Source organism: Aurantimonas endophytica (assembly GCF_014196845.1).
Lineage (GTDB): Bacteria > Pseudomonadota > Alphaproteobacteria > Rhizobiales > Rhizobiaceae > Aurantimonas > Aurantimonas endophytica.
This window is the reverse complement of record NZ_JACIEM010000007.1, coordinates 159,164-181,311: the sequence shown is the minus strand read 5'-3', so window position 1 is coordinate 181,311 and position 22,148 is coordinate 159,164. Positions and strand designations below refer to the sequence as shown.

The window sequence follows — 22,148 nt, the reverse complement described above, 5'->3', positions numbered from 1 at the left end:
GGTCAGGCCCGGCAGGGGGAAGCCGCGGAACCGGCGCCGCCCGACCCCCCCTACCGTGTCGGGACCGGCGTCTCGCCGCGATAGTCGTAGAAGCCGCGGCCGGTCTTGCGGCCGAGCCAGCCGGCCTCGACATATTTCACCAGCAGCGGGCATGGCCGGTACTTGGAATCGGAAAGCCCGTCATGCAGCACCTGCATGATCGACAGGCAGGTATCGAGGCCGATGAAGTCGGCGAGCTGCAGCGGGCCCATCGGGTGGTTGGCGCCGAGCTTCATCGCCGTGTCGATCGACTCCACCGAGCCGACGCCCTCGTAGAGCACGTAGATCGCCTCGTTGATCATCGGCAAAAGGATGCGGTTGACGATGAAGGCCGGAAAGTCCTCCGACACGGTGATCGTCTTCTCCAGCGAGGCGACGAATTCCCGCGCCGCCTCGAAGGTCGGGTCCTCCGTGGCGATGCCGCGCACCAGCTCGACCAGCATCATCACCGGCACCGGGTTCATGAAATGGATGCCCATGAACCGCTCGGGCCGGTCGGTGGAGGCGGCCAGGCGGGTGATCGAGATCGACGAGGTGTTGGTGGCCAGGATCGTCTCGGGGCTGAGATGCGGGCAGATCTCGCGGTAGATCTTGCGCTTGACCGTCTCGTCCTCGGTCGCCGCCTCGATGACCAGGTCGAGGCCGCCGAGATCGGCCGGATCCGTCGTCGTCACCACCCGTGCGAGCGCCGCGGCGCGCTCGGCCTCGGTGATCTTCTCCGAGCCGAGCTTGCGGTCCAGCGACGCCCCGAGGCGCCTGAGGCCTTCCTTCAGCCTGTCGTCCGAGATGTCGTAGAGCGTTACCGCGTAGCCGGCGAGCGCCGATACATGGGCGATCCCCGCGCCCATCTGCCCGGCGCCGACGATGCCGATCTTCTCGATGCCCGTAACCATCGCGGATTCCCGTTCCTCTCGCGCCCCGCTGCCAGCCTATCGGGGCGGCGAAACCCCGTCAAAGCCGCGTCAGAGCTTGTCCTTCAGCTCCGGCAGTATCTGGAACAGGTCGCCGACCAGGCCGTAATCGGCGACCTGGAAGATCGGCGCCTCCTCGTCCTTGTTGATCGCCACGATCACCTTGGAATCCTTCATGCCGGCGAGGTGCTGGATGGCGCCGGAGATGCCGACGGCGATGTAGAGGTCGGGCGCCACCACCTTTCCGGTCTGGCCGACCTGCCAGTCGTTCGGCGCGTAGCCGGCGTCCACCGCGGCGCGCGAGGCGCCGATCGCCGCGCCCAGCTTGTCGGCGAGCGGCAAGAGATATTCCTCGAACTTCTCCTTCGAGCCGAGCGCCCGCCCGCCGGAGAGGATGATCTTGGCGCTGGTCAGCTCCGGCCGCTCGCTGTGCGCCAGCCGGTCCTCGACGAAGCGCGACAGGCCCGGATCCCCCGCCGCCGCCACCGTTTCCACCGGCGCCGAGCCGCCCTCGCCGGCCGCCTGGAACGCCGAGGTGCGCACCGTGATCACCTTCTTGGCGTCGCGCGACTTCACCGTCTGCATGGCGTTGCCGGCATAGATCGGCCGCACGAACGTGTCGGGCCCCTCGACGCTGGTGACGTCCGACACCTGCATCACGTCGAGCAGCGCGGCGATGCGCGGCGCGACGTTCTTGCCGCCGGTCGTCGCCGGCACGACGATGGCATCGTAGCCCGCCGCCAGCCCCACCACGAGGTCGGCCAGCGGCTCGGCCAGCTGGTTGGCGTAGGGCGCGCCATCGGCATGCAGCACCTTGGCGACGCCGGCGAGCTTCGCGGCAGCCTCCGCCACCGCGGCCGAGCCCGAGCCCGCGACGAGCACATGCACGTCCCCGCCCAGCTGCGCGGCGGCGGTCAGCGCCTTGGCCGTCTGTTCCGAAAGCGCCGCATTGTCGTGTTCGGCGATGAGAAGCGTGGTCATCGATTGTCTCCTGGAAGGGCGCTTTAGAGCAGGCCGACTTCGTTCTTGAGCTTGTCGATCAGCTCGTCGACGCTCGCCACCTTGATGCCGGCGTCGCGGCCCTTCGGCTCGGCGGTCTTGATGATCTCCAGCCGCGGCGAAATGTCGACGCCGTAGCTCTCCGGCGTCTTCTCCTCGAGCGGCTTCTTCTTCGCCTTCATGATGTTCGGCAGCGAGGCGTAGCGCGGCTCGTTGAGCCTGAGATCCGTGGTGACGATCGCCGGCAGCACCAGGTCCACCACCTGCAGCCCGCCGTCCACCTCGCGCGTCACCACCGCGCGGCCGTCCGCCACCTCGATCTTGTTGGCGAAGGTGCCCTGGCTCCAGCCGAGCAGCGCCGCCAGCATCTGGCCGGTCTGGTTGCAGTCGTCGTCGATCGCCTGCTTGCCGACGATGACGAGGTCGGGCTTCTCCTCCTCGACCACGCCCTTCAGGATCTTCGCCACGGCCAGCGGCTCGGTCGGCTGGTCGGTCTTGACCAGGATGCCGCGGTCGGCGCCCATCGCGAGCGCCGTGCGGATCGTCTCCTGCGCCTGCTGAGGCCCGACGGAGACGGCGACGATCTCGGTGACCGTGCCGGCTTCCTTCAGCCGGATCGCCGCCTCGACGGCGATCTCGTCGAACGGGTTCATGCTCATCTTGACGTTGGCGAGGTCGACGCCCGTGCCGTCCGGCTTGACCCGGATCTTGACGTTGTAGTCGACCACGCGCTTGACGGCGACGAGGACCTTCATGCGGATGCTCTCCCTTGCTCGGCCCGCAGCGGGCCGCCCAGGCCTGGCGCAGCGCTTCGGCCGAGGCCTTTATCTGCCCGACGCGATATCGGATTCTTACGTAATCGTCAAAGCGACGTCTGTGCCTGCCGGCTTAGTGACGCCCCGGCCCGCATCTTTCAAGCCCCGCTTTCGCGCCGCATCCGCCCCCGGCCGTCCCGCGCCGACGAACCCCGCCGCACGGCCCCCGGCTGACACCGCCGCCCCGCCGGCCACGGCGCCCGTCCGCCTGCCCGCTACCGGCTCTGCCCCGGCACCCAGAGCACGTCCGCCCGCCCGTCTTCGTTGGCGATGCGCGCCGCCACGAACAGATGGTCCGACAGCCGGTTGACATAGGCGAGCGCCACGGCCTCGACGGTCTCGACCCGCCCCAGCGCCACCATCAGCCGCTCGGCCCGCCGCGCCACGGTGCGCGCCAGATGCAGATGCGCCGCCGCCGCCGACCCTGCCGGCAGCACGAAGCTCTTCAGCGGCTCCAGCTTCGCGTTCATCGCGTCGATCTCGCGCTCCAGCCGCTCGACCTGCGAGGCGATGATCTTCAGCGGCTCGTAGCCGAGAGGCTCGCCGGTCAGCGGCGTCGCCAGCTCCGCGCCGAGATCGAACAATTCGTTCTGGATCCGCGCCAGCATCGCATCGAGTTCGGGCTCGGCGGAGAGGCGCGCCAGCCCGATCACCGCGTTCAGCTCGTCCACCGTCCCATAGGTCTCGACCCGCAGATCCGATTTCAGCCGCCGCTCGCCATTGCCGAGCCCGGTCTCCCCGGCATCGCCGGTGCGCGTGTAAATCTTGTTGAGCTTGACCATGCTGTCTCCGGTTTTCCGGCGACGTAGGGCGCGGGAGGATGCGAGACAGGGGGTGGTGCGGCTGGTTAGCGCTCCATAACCCTCGGCTTGCCCAAGAATTCGACAACGCGCGGCAAAACGGTGTCCATCTGACGCGTTTCGCACTCCCAAACGGCAATGACCTCCCAACCCAGACTTTCAAGCTCAGCTACTTTTCGAGCATCTCGCTCCACGTTGTGACTAAACTTGTTTTCCCAAAATTCAGCACGCGTCTTGGGTGTCGTTGCAAGGCGACAATTCGAATGACGGTGCCAAAAGCACCCGTGAACGAAAATAGCCTTCTTGCGAGCAGTGAAGGCCAGATCCGGCGAGCCAGGCAGTGCTTTTGAATTAGTCCGGAAACGGTAACCGATGGTGTGAAGGGCCCGTCTGACTAACATTTCCGGCTTGGTCTTTTTCGATCCTACGCTCCGCATGATGCGCGAACGCAAGGGATCAACGGAAAGCTCGTCAATTCTACCCATGATTATGATTGCTGCGTCGGCACAAAGTCGTCGATCGACTTGAAAACATCCCACAGGCGATCTGTTTTTTTATGCGCCTCAAGATAGTCCGCATAGGACCTCTGTGCGTTGTCGACCAGCTGGTCGTAGAACACCAATCTAGCGTCCACCGTCGCTAGTGTTTCCTTTACCTCCTGTTGTCCATTTCGCTCATTCCACTCAGGAGGCGGATTGCCGACCAAGCAAACGATCTGAATCGGCCAGCCGGCATAGTCGCTTTCCTCGATGATTTTTCGCACGCCATTACGATACTTCCGAACCTGAGCAGCTAGCTTATCAACTGATGTCGCGACAGAAGCCCGCTTCAATTCAATGATGACATGGGATCCAGAAGCAGTTCGATAGGCTATATCTATCCGCCCCTTTTTCTCGGCGCTGTTTAACTTAGCCGTGTCCCCTTTCAGAAATTCTCCAATCTTTGTCTCAAGATTTTCTGTCCCTTTAGCGCGCTCCCAAGAAGGATCGATTAGCCAAAGATGATCAAAAACATGCTGTTGTATGATCTTTTCTTTTACGTCTGTGCGCATCATCTCTTGAAGCTTACGGACCACGCCGAGGCGCAAATTGACAATCTGCCCGTAGTAGCTAAGTTCTAAAGAGTCGATATCTTTGAAAATCGGGAGAACAGCCGCGACACTGTCAACACTCATCTTATCCAGCATGCTCAACTGCTGGCGCTGACGATAACTCTCAAACGCTAAAATCGACGCCTTGAGAAGCTCCTTTCGGTCGTTGTCTTTGTCAGAGCGAATCTCATTCAGCCGCCCAACCCACTTTTGAGCCTGCTTCTTAGTATCCCCCTCTAAGCTGTCGAGCCACTCCGCCACCGCCGGCACTGTGCGCGCAAATTTCGTGCCATCTTCGCGGCGTCGCTCGCTCCATTGGCTGGCTATGTAACGGAGCTCAGAAAGAACCGTAGATCTCAGAGTTTCATAACGCGGATCATCTTGCTTAAGTGACTGACGACTACTCGTCGCAATATCCGCCTCAGCCGCCAGATCCAGCTCATCACAATGAAGCTCTCCAATCAGATAGTCTGCATAAATCTCTTTCTGCCCAAAGTCATCAAGCATATCTTCTTGCGCGAGCTTTCCCCGCATGAAAATAGCGATACGGTTGAGATTGTCGCCTTCCTCATCTTTTAATTGACCTGGGCTTTCGACAGTACCAATCCAACCTTTTAAGGAAAGACTAGAACTCTTAAGGCGTTCCGCCACATTTGCAGTCCGGTCGTCCGCCGTACGCTTCAAGTTATTAGCAAGCGTAACGACCTCATTTTGCTTACCATAAATCCAAAGGTATTCTAAGGCTCCATGGTATCCGCGGTCTGCAGCTGTGATATCCTTCCCATTCACAGATACGACGAAGCCGTGCCTCGGTCCGATAATCGAAAATCTCCGGGCGACCCGCCTTCGCAATCCAGCGTCAGTGAGCTTGGTCAAACTCTTTGCTAGGTCTGAGAGCACGATCCGCGTTCCGCCCGGATGGTCCGCAGGCCAATCTTGCAGTTCGACCGGTTCGTAAAGCTCGTTGTCTGCGTTCTCAATCTTTTCTCGTATTGCCTCCCGATCCATCTGGAACGAGGTCCGCTCACCGCCCCGTTCCGTATAGACTTCCACAACCCGCGCGATGGAAAAGGTCGACAGCTTGCCGATGCCTTTACGCCCCATAGGTCGACGACCTTTTTCGGTCTGGTCGCCAAGAGTAGTGCGCCGCCGAAATCCTACTGTGAGGAACCGCTCAATGACTTCGTCACGGGTCATGCCCGTTCCGTCATCGTCGATAACGATCCGCTCTGCGCTCTTGTCGAGTTGGATCTTCACCTTAGCCGCATCCGCATCCCAAGCGTTCGCCACGACCTCTGATAAGACGGCGGGAACGTTACTGTAGAGGTTCATGCCAAGATGCTCGAGAGCATTTAGGCTGATCTTCATCTGAAGCTTGCGCAATTGAGACATTAATTTCCCGCCAAATGCTTTTGAACAGCGCGTGCGATTGCCCGCGCCAGCTGTACAGGCACGGCGTTTCCGATCATTCGCCCGATCGTCTTAAAGGAAACCTCTGTTTCATCGGGTAAGAATGAATAATCTCGAGGAAAACCTTGGAGCATGGCGCCTTCTCTGAGGGAGAGAGCACGGTCTTGTATAGGGTGACCAAATCGACCGTTACCGAACCCATAAAACTGCGTGGTGATTGTGGGAGAAGGCTTATCAAGAACCATGCGCCCATACACGGAGGAGTAGCCCCGACCACGCTCCTCTTGGTGACATCCTGCAATAAGGTCTCTAGGCCAATCTCGCCAGGTTCCGCCGGGCTTCGAGGCACGAATTCTTTGTAAATTTACTTCGCTCAACTTGCTCGTTCGGTGTAAGCGATCCGTTGGATCCACTTCTCCCGCGCCCAAGGGAGATAAATCTGCTATCTCGTCTGCAACCGTCCGATAGCCATCTTTATGTGTTGGCATGGGGAGTTCAGGCCCCACGCCCTTGGCAGCTAGAAGAACGAGACGGGATCGCGACTGCGCCATCCCGAAATCGGGCCCGTAAAGAATATCGAAATTGACCTCGTAGCCTGCGGCTCGCAGCGTCCGAACAAACTCCTGGAAAACCAACCCACCCTTAAAAGTTAGGAGGCGGGGAACATTCTCCATGGAAACAATATCTGGCTGGATATCTACTATCAGCCGAGCGAATTCTCGCAGCAACTGCCATTTTGGATCGTCGTTTTTTTGGTTGTAGCTTGAGAAGGGCTGGCAGGGGGCGCAGCCGACCAAAACCCTCGGAAGGTTGGGCACGAACAAATCGCAGATCTCTTTTGCCTCTATTTCGGCGACGTCCCGTCGAAGAAATGGGGCTCCAAGATTTTTTGTGTATGGATGACGGCAGCCCTCATCGACGTCGATGCCAGCCACAACACTGAACCCTTCATCGAGGAATCCGTAGGAGAGCCCGCCAGCTCCGCAAAAGATATCCACGACCGAGGCGGGCGCATTGCTGGCGCTCATCGAGCGACGCCCTTTCGCCGATCAATGAGCTCTTCATCGTCTAAATGCAGACCAGAATCCCTTAGAGACCGAAGGATCAAGGTCCGAATCGTTTCGTCCCGCTCCAACGCAAGCGATTTAATTGCTTTTTTGATTCTTGGAGAGACCATGAATTGAACGACCTGCTCGTCTTCGTTGCGAGACATGACACACGCCTTAATTGCCATTATTTAAATATATAATGAACTAGGCTGCACCTCTCGTCCAGTGGGTTGTGTAACTCGAAAAAAACTTATCCCCACCTCCCACACCCCCCGCATACTCCCCTCACCGCCGGCCCGCGAAACGGGCGCGAATGATCACCGGGATCGTTCGGGGGCCGGCGGGCGGCGGCCGCGACGGGGCTTCTTCCGGAGAAGCTTCGGCCCGGACCGCCCTTCGAGCCGCCGGACCGTCCTCCACTATGAGAGGGCTGCGGATCGGTCCGCTTGAGCGCCCCCGGGCGCGAAGAGCCGGCCACACGCTAGCCGCCTCCGGGCGGATCACGTGGCGAGGGGATGGTCAAACGCCGCGCGGGATGCCGGAGGCGAACCGCATGACGCTAAATACGTCGCAGGGTTGGCCTGCGGCATCCCGCAGCCTGTTTCGTCGAAGACGAAACGGCCAGGGGCCCGTCAGTGAGCGGCGAAGCCGCGACGGACGGGACAGAGACTCGCTGCCCCTCCCCCTCGCTGCGCTCGTCGCTGGCGGGGACCCCGGGCTATGGAGAAAGGTTGGTGGCAAACACCCTCACCCGTCTGCTCGCTCCCGCTCGCATCCACCCTCTCCCGCAAGCGGGAGAGGAATGGCGAGCTTCCGCCAGCGTCGCCAAAGAAATGGCGTCTGCGAAAACGGCGCCGGAACGGGCTCCCTTCTTCTCCCCAGCGGGGAGAAGGTGGCGCGAAGCGCCGGATGAGGGTGCGCGCGCAACCCGCCGAGCGCCGCCAACGGCAGACGCCCAGACCCAAAGCCGAAGGAGAGGTTACCGCGCCAGCAGCAGCACGCCGACGATGAGGATCACCGCGACGCCCTGCAGCATGACGCGGGCGCGCATCAGCTTCTGCGAGCGGTTGCCGTCGCCGGCCCGCATCATGTTGAACAGCCCGGCGAGCAGCACGCCGGCCGTGGCGATCATCACGAGGAGGGCGAGATAGGTGAGGAAATCGGACATGCCGGCCTTTCGGCGGTTTCGATGCTGAGTTCTTCATATAGGCAGCTCGCGCCACGGCGCGAGGCGCAAGCCCGGCGGGCGGCGATCGGCCGCGCTCAGGAGGGCGGCGGCAGCACCTTGGGCCCCCGCTGGTGCGTCGCCGCCGCGACGCCGATCCCGGCCAGCGCGAGGCCGGCGAGTTGCACCGGCTGCAGCGTCTCGCCGAACAGGAGATACGCCATCACCGCCGTGACGCCCGGCACCAGGTACATCAGCGACGCCACCCGCGACACCGCGCCCTCGCGGATCAGATACAGCATCAGGAAGATCGCCCCGATCGACAGCACCAGCACCAGCCAGACCAGCGCGAACACCAGCTCGCCCGTCCAGTCGACCACCATCGTCTCGGTGGCGAGCGCCAGGATCAGCGTCGGGACCAGCGCGCCGAGATATTGCAGGGCCGTGCCGGTGCGCAGATCCACCCCGCCGACGAAGCGCTTCTGCCAGACCGAGCCGACCGAGATGGCGATCGCCGACAGGAACACCGGCGCCAGCGTCTGGAACCCGTACGCCCCGGCGCCGCCGAGCTTCGGCAGGATCACCAGCGCGACGCCCACAAGCCCGAGCGCCAGGCCCACATAATGACGCGGCCGGACCTTCTCGCCGAGGAAGCTGGCGGCCAGAATCGTCGTCAGGATCGGCTGCAGCCCGACGATCAGCGCCGCGATCCCGGCATTGAGCCCGTGCCGCACCGCATAGAACACGCCGCCGAGATAGACGCCGTGGATCAGGCTGCCGGCGATCATCGCATGGCTCGCCGGCCGCCATCTGGGCCACGGCGCCGAGGTCATCACCGCCAGCGCCCCGAGCAGCGCCAGCGCCAGGGCGTAGCGCATGGTGAGGAACGTGAACGGCTCGGCATGCGGCATCGCATAGCGCGCGCCGATGAAGCCGGTCGACCAGAGCAGCACGAACAAAGCGGGGAAGAAGACGAGAAGCCGTTTCAAGATGGGCGCTTTCGCGGGCGGCGCCTTTGCGGCGCCGTGACGGGACCGGCCGGACGGCCGACGGCGTCCCGATAGCAGGCGAAGCGCCCCGCCGGAACCCAGCTTCCCGTCTTTCCTGCCCGACGTTGCGGCCGCCGCCGATTTGCGTTTCGCCCCGCCGGGGGTCTATCGACCATGGGACCCCTTGCCGGCGGGCCCCGCATGCAGACCATCCTCAACGTCATCGTCCCGATCTTCAGCCTGATCGCCATCGGCTTCCTGATGGCCAGGGCCAAGCTCCTCCCCGCCGCCACCGGCGACGCCCTCGCCCGCTTCGTCTTCGTCGTCGCCGTGCCGCTCCTCCTGTTCCGCACCCTCGCCACCGCCGATTTCGGCGCCGCCAACCCGCTCTTTCTCTGGCTCGCCTATTTCGGCGCCGTCGCGATCACCTGGACCGCCGCCACGCTGCTCGTGCGCCGCTTCACCGCATCCGACCACCGCCGCGGCGTCATCGCCGGCATCTCGGCGAGCTTCGCCAACACCGTCTTCGTCGCCATTCCCGCCCTCCAGCGCGCCTATGGCGACGCCGGCCTCGAGCCGCTGCTGCTGATCATCTCGATTCATCTGCCGGTCATGATGATCGCCTCGTCGCTCTTGATCGAGCGCGCCGCGCTGCTCGACGCCCGCGCGGCCGGCACCGCGCCCCCGACCGTCTCGCTCGCCCGCACCCTCGCCCGCGTCGCGAAGAACCTCGCCACCAGCGCCCTTGTCATCGGCATCCTCGCCGGCGCCGCCTGGCGGCTGACCGGCCTGGAGCTCGAATCCCATCTCGACGAGGTGACGCGGCTGCTCGCCGGCACCGCCGGCCCGTTGGCCTTGTTCTCGCTCGGCATGTCGCTGACCCGCTACGGCCTGCGCGGCGACATCCTGTCGTCGGCCATCGTCTCGACTTTGTCCTTGCTGGTCATGCCGGCCCTCGTCTTCGCCGCCGGCACCGCCTTCGGCCTGCCGCCGCTCTGGCTGAAGGGCGCGGTCATCACCGCCGCCTCGCCGGTCGGCGTCAACGCCTATCTGCTGGCGGTGCATTTCGGCTCCGGCGAACGCCTCGCCGCCACCACCATCCTGGTCTCGACGGTGCTGTCGGTGATCACCCTCAGCCTTTGGCTGATCGTCCTCGGCTGAAGCTCTCCGACGCCGAGCGGCCGGCAAACCCGACCATCCGCCGAATGTCCTCCGCCGTCAGCCCCGCCTCGCGCAGCGCGCGGATCGAGGTGTCGCGCAGGCTCTTGGACAGCTTGCGCCCGTCCGGCCCGAGGATCAGCGCGTGGTGATGATAGCGCGGCGCCGGCAGGCCGAGCAGTGCCTGCAGCAGCCGGTGGACGCTGGTCGCATAGAACAAATCGCGGCCCCGCACGACGTCGGTGACGCCCTGCAGCGCATCGTCGACGACGACGGCGAGATGGTAGCTGGTCGGCGTGTCGAAGCGTGCGAGCACGACGTCGCCCCATTCCAGCGGCCGGGCGACGATCTCGCCGCTGTCGCCCGCCGGCGACTCCCCGCTTTCCTGCCAGGCGAGCGCGGGCACAAGCTCGATCGCCTTCTCCATGTCGAGCCGCCAGGCGAAACGCTCGCCATCGCTCATCTTGCGCTCGCGCTCTTTGGTCGACAGCTGCCGGTCGAGGCCGGGATAGACCGGCGCGCCGTCCGGATCGAGCGGCCACTTCGTCCCCTCCTCCGCCTCGAACCGTTCGACGAAACCCCGGATCTCGCCGCGCGACATGAAGCCCGGATAGATCAGTTCCTCGTCCGCCAGCGCTTCCAGCGCCGCCGCATAGTCGGCAAAATGCTCCGACTGCCGGCGCGGCGGCCCGTCCCAGTCGACGCCGAGAAAGAACAGATCCTGCTCGATCTGCCGCTCGAAGGCCGGCGTGCAGCGCGCCCTGTCGATGTCCTCGATCCGCAGCAGGAAATCCGCCCCCGATTCGCGCGCCAGCCGGTGATTGAGCAGCGCCGAGAAGGCATGGCCAAGATGCAGTTCACCGTTTGGACTGGGGGCAAAGCGGAAGACGTCCGGCGTGTCGTTCATTCGGATCGGTTCCCTCGTTCTGGCTGCGCATCTAGAGTCCGATTGCGAGGGGAAAGTGACGGGAGGCAGCGGCATGACCATTTCGACCGAGGCCGATATCGCGGCCGGTCTTGCGGCGCTTCGCGCCGCCGACGTCCGGCTGGAAGCCGTGATCGAGCGTGCCGGCACCGTGCCGCTGCGGCGCCGGCAGGGCGGACTTGCCGGCCTCGTCGCCATCATCGTCGGCCAGCAGGTATCGCGGGCCAGCGCCGATGCGATCCTCGCGCGGCTGGCCGTGGAGATCGCCGTCGACAGTGCGCCGGCGATCCTCGCCGCGTCCGACGAAGCGTTTCGCCGTGCCGGCATGTCCCGGCCCAAACAGCAGACGCTGCTTGCGGTCGCGCAAGCGATCGAGACCGGCAGCCTCGACTTTCGCCGCATCGGCGCCGCACCCGCCGAGGCAGCGATCGCCGAACTGGTCGCGGTGCGCGGCATCGGACCGTGGACGGCGGAGTGCTATCTGCTGTTCTGCGGCGGTCACCCGGACGTATTTCCCGCCGGCGACCTCGCGCTGCAAGTGGCCGTCGGCCACGCCTTCGGTCTTGCGAGCCGCCCCACGGCGCGCGACGTGTCGACCCTGGCAGCGGCGTGGTCGCCGCACCGCTCGGTCGCAGCCCGGCTGTTCTGGTCGTATTATGCCGCCGTGACGCGGCGCGATGCCGTGCCGATCGCCGGCGCCGCGGCGTAGCTTCCCAAAGTTATCCACAGCCCGTTGCCGCCCCGGTTTTCCCGGCCCCGCCAGCATGGGGCGCAACCCCCTGCACGGCCTCAGTCCGAGGCTTCACAAAGGCGACACGATAGAGCACGATAGTCCCCGTGTTCCGGCCATCGGGACATGCAGAGGCAAGGAGATTGGCAGGTGACGATTGCTGTCACTCAAGAGTTATCCCCAGCGCTCGTCCTGAACGCCGACTTCCGGCCGCTCAGCTACTATCCGCTTTCGCTATGGTCCTGGCAGGATTCGATCAAGGCGGTATTTCTCGACCGCGTGACCATCCTGGCGGAATACGACCGGGCTGTCCGCAGCCCCACCTACTCGATGCGGCTGCCCTCGGTGGTCTGCCTCAAGACCTATGTGAAGCCGGCCCGGCATCCGGCCTTCACGAGATTCAACGTCTTCCTGCGCGACCGTTTCCAGTGCCAGTATTGCGGCTCGCCGCATGAACTGACCTTCGACCACGTCGTGCCGCGGTCCCGCGGCGGCCTGACGACATGGGACAACGTCGTCGCCGCCTGCTCCCCCTGCAATCTGCGCAAGGGTGGGCTGATGCCGAAGGCGGCCGGAATGATCCCGCAGCAGAAGCCCTATCAGCCGACCGTCCACGATCTGCACAACAACGGCCGGTTGTTCCCGCCCAACCATCTCCACGAGAGCTGGGTCGACTATCTCTACTGGGACTCCGAACTGGATCCGGAGTGATCAACACCCTCTGCTAGAGGGGTTACATGCCAATATTCGCAATCCTCGCGCCCATCGCAGGAAGTGGTTAAGCCTGTAACACTGAAGTACAGTGGAAATTCAGTCCGCGAGGCAACCTTCAGTCGTAAAGTGGTATTGTCGCCAGTGTGATCTGGGGGACACCATGCGCAAGCGATTGAAACGGTGGATACGCGGCGACGACGTCGTACTTCCGGTGTTCGCGGAGATGATCGAGCTGATGTACGGCTCGCTCGTGCCCCTCATCGCCTCTGTCGTCGGCCTGCATCTGATCGCCGTCTTCGCCGGTTTCCGCACCAGCGATCCGCTTTTCGTCTTCCTTGCCGTTTTTGGGTGCTGCATCGGCTATGCCCGCATCGGGTTCGGGCTCGCCTATCGCTTTCGCAGGCGGCGCTGGCTCGACCGGCTTGGCGCGCGGCGCTGGCAGAACCTCTACGCGCTGGGAGGCATCCCCTACAGCTTGACCAATGGCCTTCTCGTCGTCGTCGCCATGTATTCCGGCGATCCCTACGTCTTCGCCTGGTGTGGCGGCTTCCTGATCGCGAATGCCTATGGGCTGGTCATGTACGTCGCGGTCCGGCCCGCCGTCGCGATGACGCAGGTTACCCTGACCCTGTTGCCCATCACCCTGGTGTGCCTGACCTCCGGCCGCTTCGATCTGACGATACTGGGCCTCAACCTGGTACTCGCCGTGGTGGCGCTGATGATCAATCTGCGACGGCAATATCTGACGATCCGGGAGATGCTGGAAAGCCGGCGGTCGCTGGAGCGCTTCGCCACCACCGATCCGCTCACCGGGCTCCTGAACCGCAACTCGCTGCTCCGCCAGATCGATGATCCCGAACGCTGTGCGGCCGGTTCGCGAGCGCTGCTCTTCATCGATCTCGACCGGTTCAAGCCGGTGAACGACGAGCACGGGCATCAGGCCGGCGACGAGCTGCTTGCCCAGCTGGCGGTCAGGCTGCGCCGCTGTATCGGCGAAAGGGACCTGCTCGCCCGCTTCGGCGGCGATGAGTTCGTCATCGTCTGCGAGAGCCGGACCGCCGAAGCCCTGACCGGAGCCGAGACGCTGGCGACCCGCATCCGCGACAGTCTCGACGAGCCCTTCCGCCTCGCCAATGCCAGCGTGACGATCGGCGCCAGCATCGGGATCGCCCGCATCCCCGCGGGCAGGGTCGACATCGACCGGCTGATCGGCGAGGCGGACGACGCAATGTATGCGGCCAAGCGGGCGCAGCGGGATCCGGCCATGGCGACCGAACGCGACAGGCAGGAGATGGCGGCCTAGCAAGCTGGCCGGCAGGCGCTTCGCCGGCATCGGCGGGCGTGGTAGGAGTGGGCCGGCCGCCTCGCCTCGGAGTACCGCCATCGTGACGGTCCAGAATATCAGCAACAAAACCACCGATCTCGCCTTCTACGAGGCGCTGCCGCGGCTGCAGGATTTCCGCCGTCTGGCCGACCCGGCGGTCTATGCGCCCTTGCCGGCAGACTGGGTCATCGGCGTTGCCGATATCGTGCGCTCCACCGAGGCCGTCGTGAATGGCGGCTACAAGGCGGTGAACACCGTTGCCGCGGCGGTGATCGCGGCGCTGGCGAATGCGCTGGGCGGCCGCGACTTCCCGTTCGTGTTCAGTGGCGATGGTGCGGGCTTCGCCTTGCCCGCCAGCGAATCGGGGACCGGGCGCCAGACCCTTGCCGCCGTTGCCGGCTGGGCCGGCGAGGCCTTCGGCTTCGAGCTCCGCACCGCCATGGTCAGCGTCGCGGAAATCCGCGCCAGTGGGCGCGATGTCCGCGTCGCGCGATTCACGCCGTCCGGCGGCGTCGCCTATGCGATGTTCGACGGCGGCGGGTTGGCCTTTGCGGAGCGGTGCATGAAGCAGGGGCAGTACCGTATCCCCGCGGCCGAAGGCGAGGCTGCACGGCCCGATCTCGACGGCCTGTCCTGCCGGTTTTCGGCAATGCCGGCGAAGCGCGGGCTGGTGCTCTCGGTCATTGCCGTCCCCGCCGCCGAGCCGGGCGCGGACTTCGCCACATTGGTGCATGACCTTCTCGCGATGGCGGCAGAAGGCGGCGATGACGCCAATCCGGTTCCCCCCGGCGGGCCGCCTTTGCACTGGCCGACGGCCGGTCTGGCGATCGAGGCGCGCACCGCCGCCGCCTCGACAGGCCGGCCGCTCTGGCTATCGCAGCTGTCGGTCGGCCTGCGCAGCCTGCTCGCCCATCTGACGTTTCGCAGCGGCGTGCGGGTCGGCGCCTTCGAGCCCGACCGCTATCGGGTCGAGCTCGCCGGCAACAGCGATTTCAGGAAGTTCGACGACGGGCTGCGCATGACGCTGGATTGCACGCTGGAACTGGCCGACCGCATCACCGCTCGCCTCGCCAAGGCCGAGGCAGAGGGCGTTGCCTTTGCCGGCACGCATCGCCAGCAGGCGGCGCTGATGACCTGTTTCGTGCCGGTGGCAAGTCGCAGTGACCATCTGCATTTCGTCGATGGCGCCATGGGCGGCTATGCGGCCGCCGCGGCAATGGCGTTCCGCCGGGCGACGCGGCAGGGCTGACCGGCCGCTCAGGCGAAGCGGTCGGCCCGCGCGAAAGCCGCGCGGAGCGCCACCGCCGCAAACAGCGCGGATGCGACGGCGTTCCAGCCGGCGAAGGAGAGGCCGAGGAAACGGCCCGCCGCCTCGTCGCAGGCGGGCGGGCGGATGGCGTCGATCGTGGCGAGAAGGTCGCCGCCCAGGAGATCGCCGCCTGCGACCTGGGCACAGTCGGCGGGCCCTGGCCAGAAGCCCCACTCGACCCCGGCATGCACCACGGCGAGATAGAGCGAGACCAGCATGATCGCGCCGATGGCGAGGATCAGCAGTCTCGTGAACATTGCCGGCGCCCGGCCGGCAGCGGCGACGAAGGCTACCAGCGCCACCGGGATCGCCACGTAATAAGGGATGCGCTGCTCAAGGCAGAGGGCGCAGGGGATGTAACCCCCGACATGCTCGAAGATCAGCGCCGTGCCCACGGTCGCGGCCATGCCGACGAGGAGGAAGCTGGCCGCCAGCGACTGGCGAAAACCGGTGGGGCGCTGGAACTGGGCGAGGAGTTGCATCGGGACCGTCAGAAAAGATAGCGCACGGCGAGGAAGCCGCCGATCAGCAGCACCATGAACAGGGTGAAGAGAAGGCCGAGATTCTTCTCGATGAAGCCCTGGATCGGCGCACCGTAGCGCTGGAGCAGCCAGGCCACCAGGAAGAAGCGCGCGCCGCGCCCGATGATAGAGACGACGGTGAAGGTCAGGAGATTGAGGTGCGTGGCGCCGGAAAAGATCGTCAGCACCTTGTAGGGAAAGGGTGTCAGCGCCGCGAACAGCACCGCCCAGCCGCCCCAGTCGTTGTAGCGCGCGGCCATCTGGTCGAACGCATCGGCCTTGCCGTAGAGCTCCAGGACCGGGCGCCCGATCAGATCGAAGGCGAGCGCGCCGATGGCGTAGCCGAGGAAGGCGCCCAGCACCGAGGAGACCGTGCAGATCATCGCGATCCGGAACCACTTCGCCCGGTCGGCGATGACCATCGGGATCAGCAGCGCATCCGGCGGTATCGGAAACACCGAGCTCTCGATGAAGGACACCCCGGCGAGAGCGCGCTCGGCATGGCGTGTCGCGGCGAGCGACATGACCCAGTCGTAGAGGCGGCGGAGCATAAGGCGGTTCCTGGAGGGATCGGCAACAGGGCGAGCGCTTAAGCCGAACCCCGCATGAACGCAAATGACTTCGGGCGGCGGCGCATCGACTTCCCGGACCCGTCGCTCATCGGCCACGCACGAGCCTCCGGCTTTCGCTGGAAAATGACCGGCGGATCATGTACGGGGATTTGCAGCAGCCACGCGGCGCCTTGCGCCGGCGAGCTGCAGCGTGCGGGTGTGGTGGAACTGGTAGACGCGCCGGACTCAAAAAGTGGTTTGTCTACCATATCCACAGGTTTTGCAGCGGGCAGAAAGTGCAGTGAGTTGAGCGGGTTAGAGAGATAGGAGTTTACGCTGCCAGAGTTTAGAAATCGCTCTAGGTGCAGTATAGGTGCAGAGAGCGACGGCTAGAGTCGGCGGCAAATGTGCGGGTGTGGTGGAATTGGTAGACGCGCTGGATTCAAAATCCAGTTCCGAGAGGAGTGCCGGTTCGACCCCGGCCACCCGCACCACCTTCTTTGTCGATGCGAGGGTCGTGGAGTTCGAATCTCTTCCGCCTCGCCATCATCTCACAGTCGAACGCCCTCTGATGCGCAGTGGCTGTGAGCACGGGCCCTGATCTGCAGGCTCTGGCTTGCAACCTATTGACTGCGCGTTGGCCGTGGGAGCCCGTCAGGCTCTCTCTCCTCCGGATATTCTCCGAGGCTCTGCACTGCACCCGAAAAGTACGGAACCGGAAACGCCTGCATCTTCTGCATGTTGGCGCATGCCCAAGCCTCGCCGAGTTCGTTTTTTCGTCGGACGGCGAACTCTCCCCACGTCCAACCTCGCTCGCGGGATTGTTGGCCGTCTTGTTGTGATATGCTCGCTGGGATACGGCAGCAGTGCGCCCATCCCGGTCGTTCGGGGCGGCGCTTTCGGCTTCCCGAAAGCGGACGCTACCCAAGCCACATGAAAGTCGAACTGCCAATGACCCGTAAGTTCCAGTCTTGGGCTGGATCGATCGCGGCTCGATCCGTTTTCGGTAAATTTTTTGCCTTTTGTCTTTTCCTACTTTCTTTGCATATTCACAAGACGGCAATTCGCTTGGTCTCCGCGAGGTATACCCAAAAGGCAGCTCTGTGCTAGACTTGTGAACTAGCGGGTTTCGACTTTTCTACGACCTTTGGGACAGCTTACTTCGCTCATGGAAAGAGGCGTTCCAGAGAAATTGCATCGACCTGTTCGCCTCCCCCTGTGCGAGCGCGTGTCTTTCTGGCGCGGTCGAGTTCGGCGTGCCATTAAGTATGCGCAGGCATCACCTTGAAAAGGTCTGATCCTGACCTTGCTAGAGCATCGGCCAAAACGACATGATTGCGACGCAAAACGCGACTTGGTGCGACGGAGCTATGGCATCGGATCGATGCGATCACGACATGCCCAGGTAGTAGATAATATGTATGAGAGGGGTGACAGATAAATGGCGGCTGGACTTACGTTTTATCCCGTAGGCAACGGGGACATGGCACTCATCACTCTCGACAATGGCCAGAACATTCTCATCGACGTCAATATCAGGGGGTCTGCTGACGGCGAGGACGAGGATGTTCATGATGTCGCGCAGGATTTGAAGGATCGGCTTCCGCGAGATGAGGATGACCGCCCTTACGTCGACGCCTTTCTGATCTCGCATCCCGACGTCGACCACGTCAGCGGCCTGCGCAACCATTTTCATCTCGGACCACTCGACAAGTACCCGGACGACGAGAACAACGACCGGATCGTCATTCACGAGATGTGGTCCTCGCCGATCGTGTTTCGTCGAGCGAGCTCGCAGCACAAATTGGGTGATGATGCCAAAGCATGGGCGAAGGAAGCGCGCAGGCGCGTCGCTTTGTTCAAGGAGAAGGGTTTGGCCGGAACTGGCGACGGCGAGCGGATATTGATCCTGGGCAAGGACCGCGACGGCAAGACGGATGACATCATAGAGATCGTCGTCCTGCAGGACGATTTGATCACCTCAGCGAACCGCGTGGAAGACGGCCAGTTCGAGGCGCGCTTGCTGGCTCCGGTTTACATCGACCCGGAACAGGAGGACGCCGAGGAACTGATCGAGCTCTTCTCGAAAAACAACTCATCGGTGATCCTCCGGTTCTCTATCATGGCCGATGGAACAGACGATGCCTGCCACTTTCTTTCAGGGGGTGATGCAAGCGTCGAAATCTGGGACCGCCTATGGCGCCGGCACAAGGACGACAACGTAGACTGGCTTAGCTATGATGTCATGGAAACGCCACACCACTGCTCGTGGCGTACACTCAGCCATGATCGCTGGTCGCAGATGGGCGAGGACGTGAAGGTCTCGCCGGACGCTCGCAATGCTTTGTCTCAGACCCGGGAAGGTGCTCATATCGTCGCCAGTTGCAACCCGATCAAAAAGGAAGAGACTAACCCGCCGCACGAGCGCGCCAAGCGCGAGTACGTGTCGATCACGGCTCCCGATCGTTTTCACTGCACCGAGGAATACTGGGCGGAAAACTCGCGTCCCATCGAGTTCACGATCTCCCACGCCGGTCCTTCGTTCAGTCATCGGGTTGCGGCGAAGAAGGTTGCAGCGACGATTGGCATTTCGGCAATCCCCACGGTGGTGCGAGGGCATGGGGTGCAAGGCCGCGGGTAGGTAAGAAAGCCGTGGCAAAGGCAGAGCTCCTTCGACACGCGGAGCACTTTCTGCGGGTCGCTTCCGCCTATCCCTATGTCGTCAGCGCCAGTCTCGGCGACGTGGGCGACGAAAAGGCGGTCCTCGCCCTGGATGTCGCCGTGGAGTTGCCCAACGCAGCACGCCTCGTCGGATATAGTGACACCGGTGTGCGTGCGGTCGAACCTGTCGAGGTGGTGCTGCGCGACGGCTATCCTCGGCGCTGTCCCGGATTTCGGCTACGGCCGGATTTTCCGCCCGCGACGCACCATCTAGCTCCCGGCAAAGACAAATCGGGACCAGTGCCTTGCCTCGTGGACGGTTCACCCGACGAATTCTTTGCACAGCACGATCTCGTCGATGCTGGCATCATGGCCATCGTCGAACAGATGTGCGTCTGGCTCAAACGGGCTGCAATCGGCCGCCTAGCCGATGAACGGTCCGGTTGGGAACCGATTAATCGTGCGACTGTGCTCGCGCCGGTTTTCGTCGATCGCGAGTCGCTGATCATTTCGCGGATCGCCAAAGACGCAGGCGAAGTCTGGCTGCGCTCGCGCTACCTCGGTAAACTATACGAGGTCGACGAGGAAACACCGGGCTTTTGGGTCAGCGGCGAACTTGCACCCAAGATCGGGCCCGACGCGACGTTCCCCTTCGTTTTCGAGACGCTGAGGGAGCCTGGCCAGACCGTCACCACAGTGCTCTGGCCGAACCACAAAGCCGTCAGCGACGAAATCCTCGCCGATGATATCACCACGATCGGTCAACTTGAGGCCCGAGCCGCAATCTATGGCATGGGAGACCAGTTCCGTCGCTTTCTGAGGGATCTCGAGCGACGATTCGAGACCAAATGGACGTCGGCACCACTGCCCGTGGCCGTCATCTTGTGCGTTCGCAGACCGTTCGCGCTGACCGGACGCAAGTCCAGCATCGAACTCCTCGCTTACTGGTTCAAGTTCCACCGGCCAAAGGCAGTGGAGCCGCCACCGGCGTTGCGTGCCGCCGAACAGGTTTACCCCTTGCGGCAAGTCGACATGCCGTCGGCGGTACTGTTCCGCAGCATCAGCAACGCACCGGAGATTCCCAAGACGAGCGTGATCGGCTGCGGCAGCGTCGGATCGAAATTGGCGATGCACCTTGCCCGGACAGGCGCATCCATCCTTGCTGTCTCGGACAACGACCTGTTGCAGCCGCATAACATGGCGCGGCACGCGCTTGCTCGAGGGCCCTTTCCTCGGTTCAAAGCCCCAGAGCTCGCGGATGAACTTGGTCAGATCGGGGCTTCCCCCCGATCCTATGTCGGCAACATTATCCCAGCGCTCGATAAGCCCGACGAGCTAAAGCGCTTTATCCCGATGCAGACCGAACTGGTTGTCAACACCACGGCCTCGCGGCTCGTGCGAGAGGCCTTGGTCGGATGCGCCGGCGGCAAGATCACGGCAAGGGTCGCCGAAGTTGCGTTGTTCGGTCGCGGAGATGGTGCGTTCGTCTTTGTCGAAGGCAAGGACGGCAACCCGACCCTCACGCAACTCGAGGCAAGCCTTTACGCCACCGTTTCTAAGCGAGAACGGCAGCTGCTCTTCGATCCGGCGACGGGCTTGGCCCAGGTTCAGATTGGAGAAGGGTGTGGTTCCTTGACCATGCCCATGGACGACGCGCGGCTTTCCGCCTCGACTGCGATGGCAACTGAGGAGCTCACCCGCATCGTCGGCCCCGACTCCTCTAGCAAAGGGCAGGTGGCAATCGGCGTGAGGGAGCGAACGGGGCTGTCGACGTGTTGGCGCCGAATGACTGTCCCCGCCTTCCATCGCGTTCCGGTCGAAGGCGGCAGTTGGACCCTCGACGTCTCGGACGATGTCGTGAACCGAATCCGTAGCGAGATCGCGGCCTATCCTACCGTTGAAACAGGCGGCCTGATGATCGGCACCTGCAATTCGCGGCGTCGCGTGATCACGGTGGTGGACATTCTACCAGCCCCTGCAGACAGCACGCGCACTGCTAGCCTATTCCAGCTTGGCACTGCGGGCTTGAAGAAGATGGTCGATCGACGGTTCCGCGAAAGCGGCGGTAGCTTGTTCGACGTGGGCACATGGCACAGCCATCTAGCCGAGCAGGGTGCATCCGCGCTCGACTGGAAGACCGCCAAGTCACTTGCGGAGGAGCGTCCACCGCCAGCGGTGCTGCTGATCTGCACGCCTACACGTTTCCTTGCCATCACCGGAACGAATGGGGGCTGACCATGGATTTCTTGGACACCTATTCCCTTAAGGCCCGGCTCTTCCCGGCGGTCCTGGCGGTGGCTCCGGCGGTCGTCCTTTGCCTGCTCTGCGCGAGCTGGGTCGATCCGGGCCTACCGGAAGCGGTCGCGACGGTGGCCGTGATGGTACTCTTCTTCGCGGCCGCCAATCTCGCTCGAAGGTTTGGTCGAGCGAAGGAGGAGGTGATCTTCGCCGACACCGGCGGAAAGCCTCGGAACCGTGAGCTCACCCATGCCGATAGAACCCTTCCGGCGTCGCAGAAGGAACGATACCGTTCCTACCTCGCCGTGCAATTGGGCTTGAAGCCGCCCACCGCCGAAGACGAAAAGAACCACCCGGACGAGGCGCAGGCGTTCTACGACCAAGCCTACGGGTGGCTTCGCGAGAACACACGCGACACCCAAGCCTTCCGGCTCCTGTTCACCGAAAACATCGCCTATGGCTACTATCGTAACCTTCTCGGGCTTAAGTCGGTCGGCATCACACTCAACTTCCTATCCCTGGCCGCCGCTGCTGCAATTGTTTACTGGCAAGCGGAGTTTGCTGCGTTGAGTGAGGGGAAGCTTGTTTTATTGGGTATCCTGTCGCTGCTTCACCTTCTCTACTTCATATTCGGGGTGAGAAGAAAGGCAATGCTCGATGCATCGCATATCTATGCCCGACAGCTTGTCCTGAGCCTCGAGACGCTAATGAGGAGGGCGTGAATCAAGTGAACTCCGCCTCTCACCGGAC

The 22,148-nt window shown here is 63.4% G+C and carries 20 protein-coding genes and 1 tRNA gene; 9 read left to right on the top strand and 12 right to left on the bottom strand.

Features of this window, described 5'->3' with window-relative positions:
* Positions 1-50: 50 nt before the first annotated feature.
* From GGR03_RS23565 to GGR03_RS23525, 9 genes are all read right to left on the bottom strand, one after another.
* Positions 51-932 carry a 3-hydroxybutyryl-CoA dehydrogenase gene (locus GGR03_RS23565; protein ID WP_183211262.1) on the bottom strand — a complete coding sequence of 294 codons (882 nt, stop codon included), beginning with the start codon at positions 930-932 and terminating at the stop codon, positions 51-53.
* A 69-nt stretch (positions 933-1,001) separates the two neighbouring features.
* Complete coding sequence (locus GGR03_RS23560; RefSeq protein ID WP_183211261.1) at positions 1,002-1,931, bottom strand: electron transfer flavoprotein subunit alpha/FixB family protein; 930 nt, start codon at positions 1,929-1,931, stop codon at positions 1,002-1,004.
* Between the two features lie 23 nt (positions 1,932-1,954).
* The gene (locus tag GGR03_RS23555; protein ID WP_183211260.1) at positions 1,955-2,704 is read right to left on the bottom strand and encodes an electron transfer flavoprotein subunit beta/FixA family protein; all 750 of its coding nucleotides are present in this window, start codon (positions 2,702-2,704) and stop codon (positions 1,955-1,957) included.
* A 275-nt stretch (positions 2,705-2,979) separates the two neighbouring features.
* Positions 2,980-3,546, bottom strand: a complete 567-nt coding sequence (locus GGR03_RS23550) for a cob(I)yrinic acid a,c-diamide adenosyltransferase (protein ID WP_183211259.1) — start codon at positions 3,544-3,546, stop codon at positions 2,980-2,982.
* Between the two features lie 65 nt (positions 3,547-3,611).
* Positions 3,612-4,049, bottom strand: coding sequence for a very short patch repair endonuclease (locus GGR03_RS23545; RefSeq protein WP_281379100.1), 438 nt, complete (start codon positions 4,047-4,049; stop codon positions 3,612-3,614).
* Between the two features lie 2 nt (positions 4,050-4,051).
* On the bottom strand, positions 4,052-6,022 hold the full coding sequence (locus GGR03_RS23540; RefSeq protein ID WP_246368455.1) for a BbrUII/HgiDII family restriction enzyme: 1,971 nt from the start codon (positions 6,020-6,022) through the stop codon (positions 4,052-4,054).
* 23 nt (positions 6,023-6,045) lie between these two features.
* A complete protein-coding gene (locus GGR03_RS23535; RefSeq protein ID WP_183211257.1) occupies positions 6,046-7,092 on the bottom strand; it encodes a DNA cytosine methyltransferase in 1,047 nt (348 codons plus the stop codon).
* 1,000 nt (positions 7,093-8,092) lie between these two features.
* A complete protein-coding gene (locus GGR03_RS23530) occupies positions 8,093-8,281 on the bottom strand; it encodes a twin transmembrane helix small protein (RefSeq protein WP_183211256.1) in 189 nt (62 codons plus the stop codon).
* 95 nt (positions 8,282-8,376) lie between these two features.
* A complete protein-coding gene (locus GGR03_RS23525) occupies positions 8,377-9,267 on the bottom strand; it encodes a DMT family transporter (protein ID WP_210292277.1) in 891 nt (296 codons plus the stop codon).
* A gap of 201 nt (positions 9,268-9,468) precedes the next feature.
* Between GGR03_RS23525 and GGR03_RS23520 the strand changes: the two genes are divergently transcribed.
* Positions 9,469-10,428, top strand: a complete 960-nt coding sequence (locus GGR03_RS23520; protein ID WP_183211255.1) for an AEC family transporter — start codon at positions 9,469-9,471, stop codon at positions 10,426-10,428.
* On the opposite strand, the gene gluQRS is transcribed toward GGR03_RS23520, so the two are convergent.
* Complete coding sequence (gluQRS, locus tag GGR03_RS23515) at positions 10,400-11,332, bottom strand: tRNA glutamyl-Q(34) synthetase GluQRS (RefSeq protein WP_183211254.1); 933 nt, start codon at positions 11,330-11,332, stop codon at positions 10,400-10,402. The genes GGR03_RS23520 and gluQRS overlap by 29 nt on opposite strands.
* A gap of 73 nt (positions 11,333-11,405) precedes the next feature.
* Between gluQRS and GGR03_RS23510 the strand changes: the two genes are divergently transcribed.
* From GGR03_RS23510 to GGR03_RS23495, 4 genes are all read left to right on the top strand, one after another.
* Entirely contained in the window at positions 11,406-12,059 is a 654-nt protein-coding gene (locus tag GGR03_RS23510; protein WP_183211253.1) for a DNA-3-methyladenine glycosylase family protein, read from the top strand.
* 171 nt (positions 12,060-12,230) lie between these two features.
* Positions 12,231-12,791 carry an HNH endonuclease gene (locus GGR03_RS23505; protein WP_183211252.1) on the top strand — a complete coding sequence of 187 codons (561 nt, stop codon included), beginning with the start codon at positions 12,231-12,233 and terminating at the stop codon, positions 12,789-12,791.
* A gap of 163 nt (positions 12,792-12,954) precedes the next feature.
* Positions 12,955-14,097 (top strand): GGDEF domain-containing protein, encoded by a 1,143-nt coding sequence (locus GGR03_RS23500; protein ID WP_183211251.1) that lies wholly within the window; start codon positions 12,955-12,957, stop codon positions 14,095-14,097.
* 82 nt (positions 14,098-14,179) lie between these two features.
* Positions 14,180-15,367 (top strand): DUF3095 family protein, encoded by a 1,188-nt coding sequence (locus GGR03_RS23495; RefSeq protein WP_252920348.1) that lies wholly within the window; start codon positions 14,180-14,182, stop codon positions 15,365-15,367.
* Between the two features lie 8 nt (positions 15,368-15,375).
* Here the strand turns inward: GGR03_RS23495 and GGR03_RS23490 are convergent, their stop codons facing one another.
* Both GGR03_RS23490 and GGR03_RS23485 read right to left on the bottom strand, forming a co-directional pair.
* Complete coding sequence (locus GGR03_RS23490; RefSeq protein ID WP_183211250.1) at positions 15,376-15,909, bottom strand: disulfide bond formation protein B; 534 nt, start codon at positions 15,907-15,909, stop codon at positions 15,376-15,378.
* A gap of 8 nt (positions 15,910-15,917) precedes the next feature.
* Positions 15,918-16,499: a YqaA family protein gene (locus GGR03_RS23485; protein ID WP_183211249.1), complete on the bottom strand. Its 582-nt coding sequence runs from the start codon at positions 16,497-16,499 to the stop codon at positions 15,918-15,920.
* 409 nt (positions 16,500-16,908) lie between these two features.
* Between GGR03_RS23485 and GGR03_RS23480 the strand changes: the two genes are divergently transcribed.
* The 4 genes from GGR03_RS23480 to GGR03_RS23465 all read left to right on the top strand — a co-directional run bounded on the left by GGR03_RS23480 (position 16,909) and on the right by GGR03_RS23465 (position 22,120).
* Positions 16,909-16,993 (top strand) — tRNA-Leu (locus GGR03_RS23480).
* Between the two features lie 947 nt (positions 16,994-17,940).
* Positions 17,941-19,140, top strand: coding sequence for an anti-phage 6A-MBL system MBL-fold protein (gene mblB, locus GGR03_RS23475; RefSeq protein ID WP_183211248.1), 1,200 nt, complete (start codon positions 17,941-17,943; stop codon positions 19,138-19,140).
* An 11-nt stretch (positions 19,141-19,151) separates the two neighbouring features.
* Positions 19,152-21,395 carry an anti-phage 6A-MBL system cap2_3 protein gene (gene cap2-3 / locus GGR03_RS23470; protein ID WP_183211247.1) on the top strand — a complete coding sequence of 748 codons (2,244 nt, stop codon included), beginning with the start codon at positions 19,152-19,154 and terminating at the stop codon, positions 21,393-21,395.
* Positions 21,396-21,397: 2 nt separating this feature from the next.
* On the top strand, positions 21,398-22,120 hold the full coding sequence (locus tag GGR03_RS23465; protein WP_183211246.1) for a hypothetical protein: 723 nt from the start codon (positions 21,398-21,400) through the stop codon (positions 22,118-22,120).
* Positions 22,121-22,148: the final 28 nt, after the last annotated feature.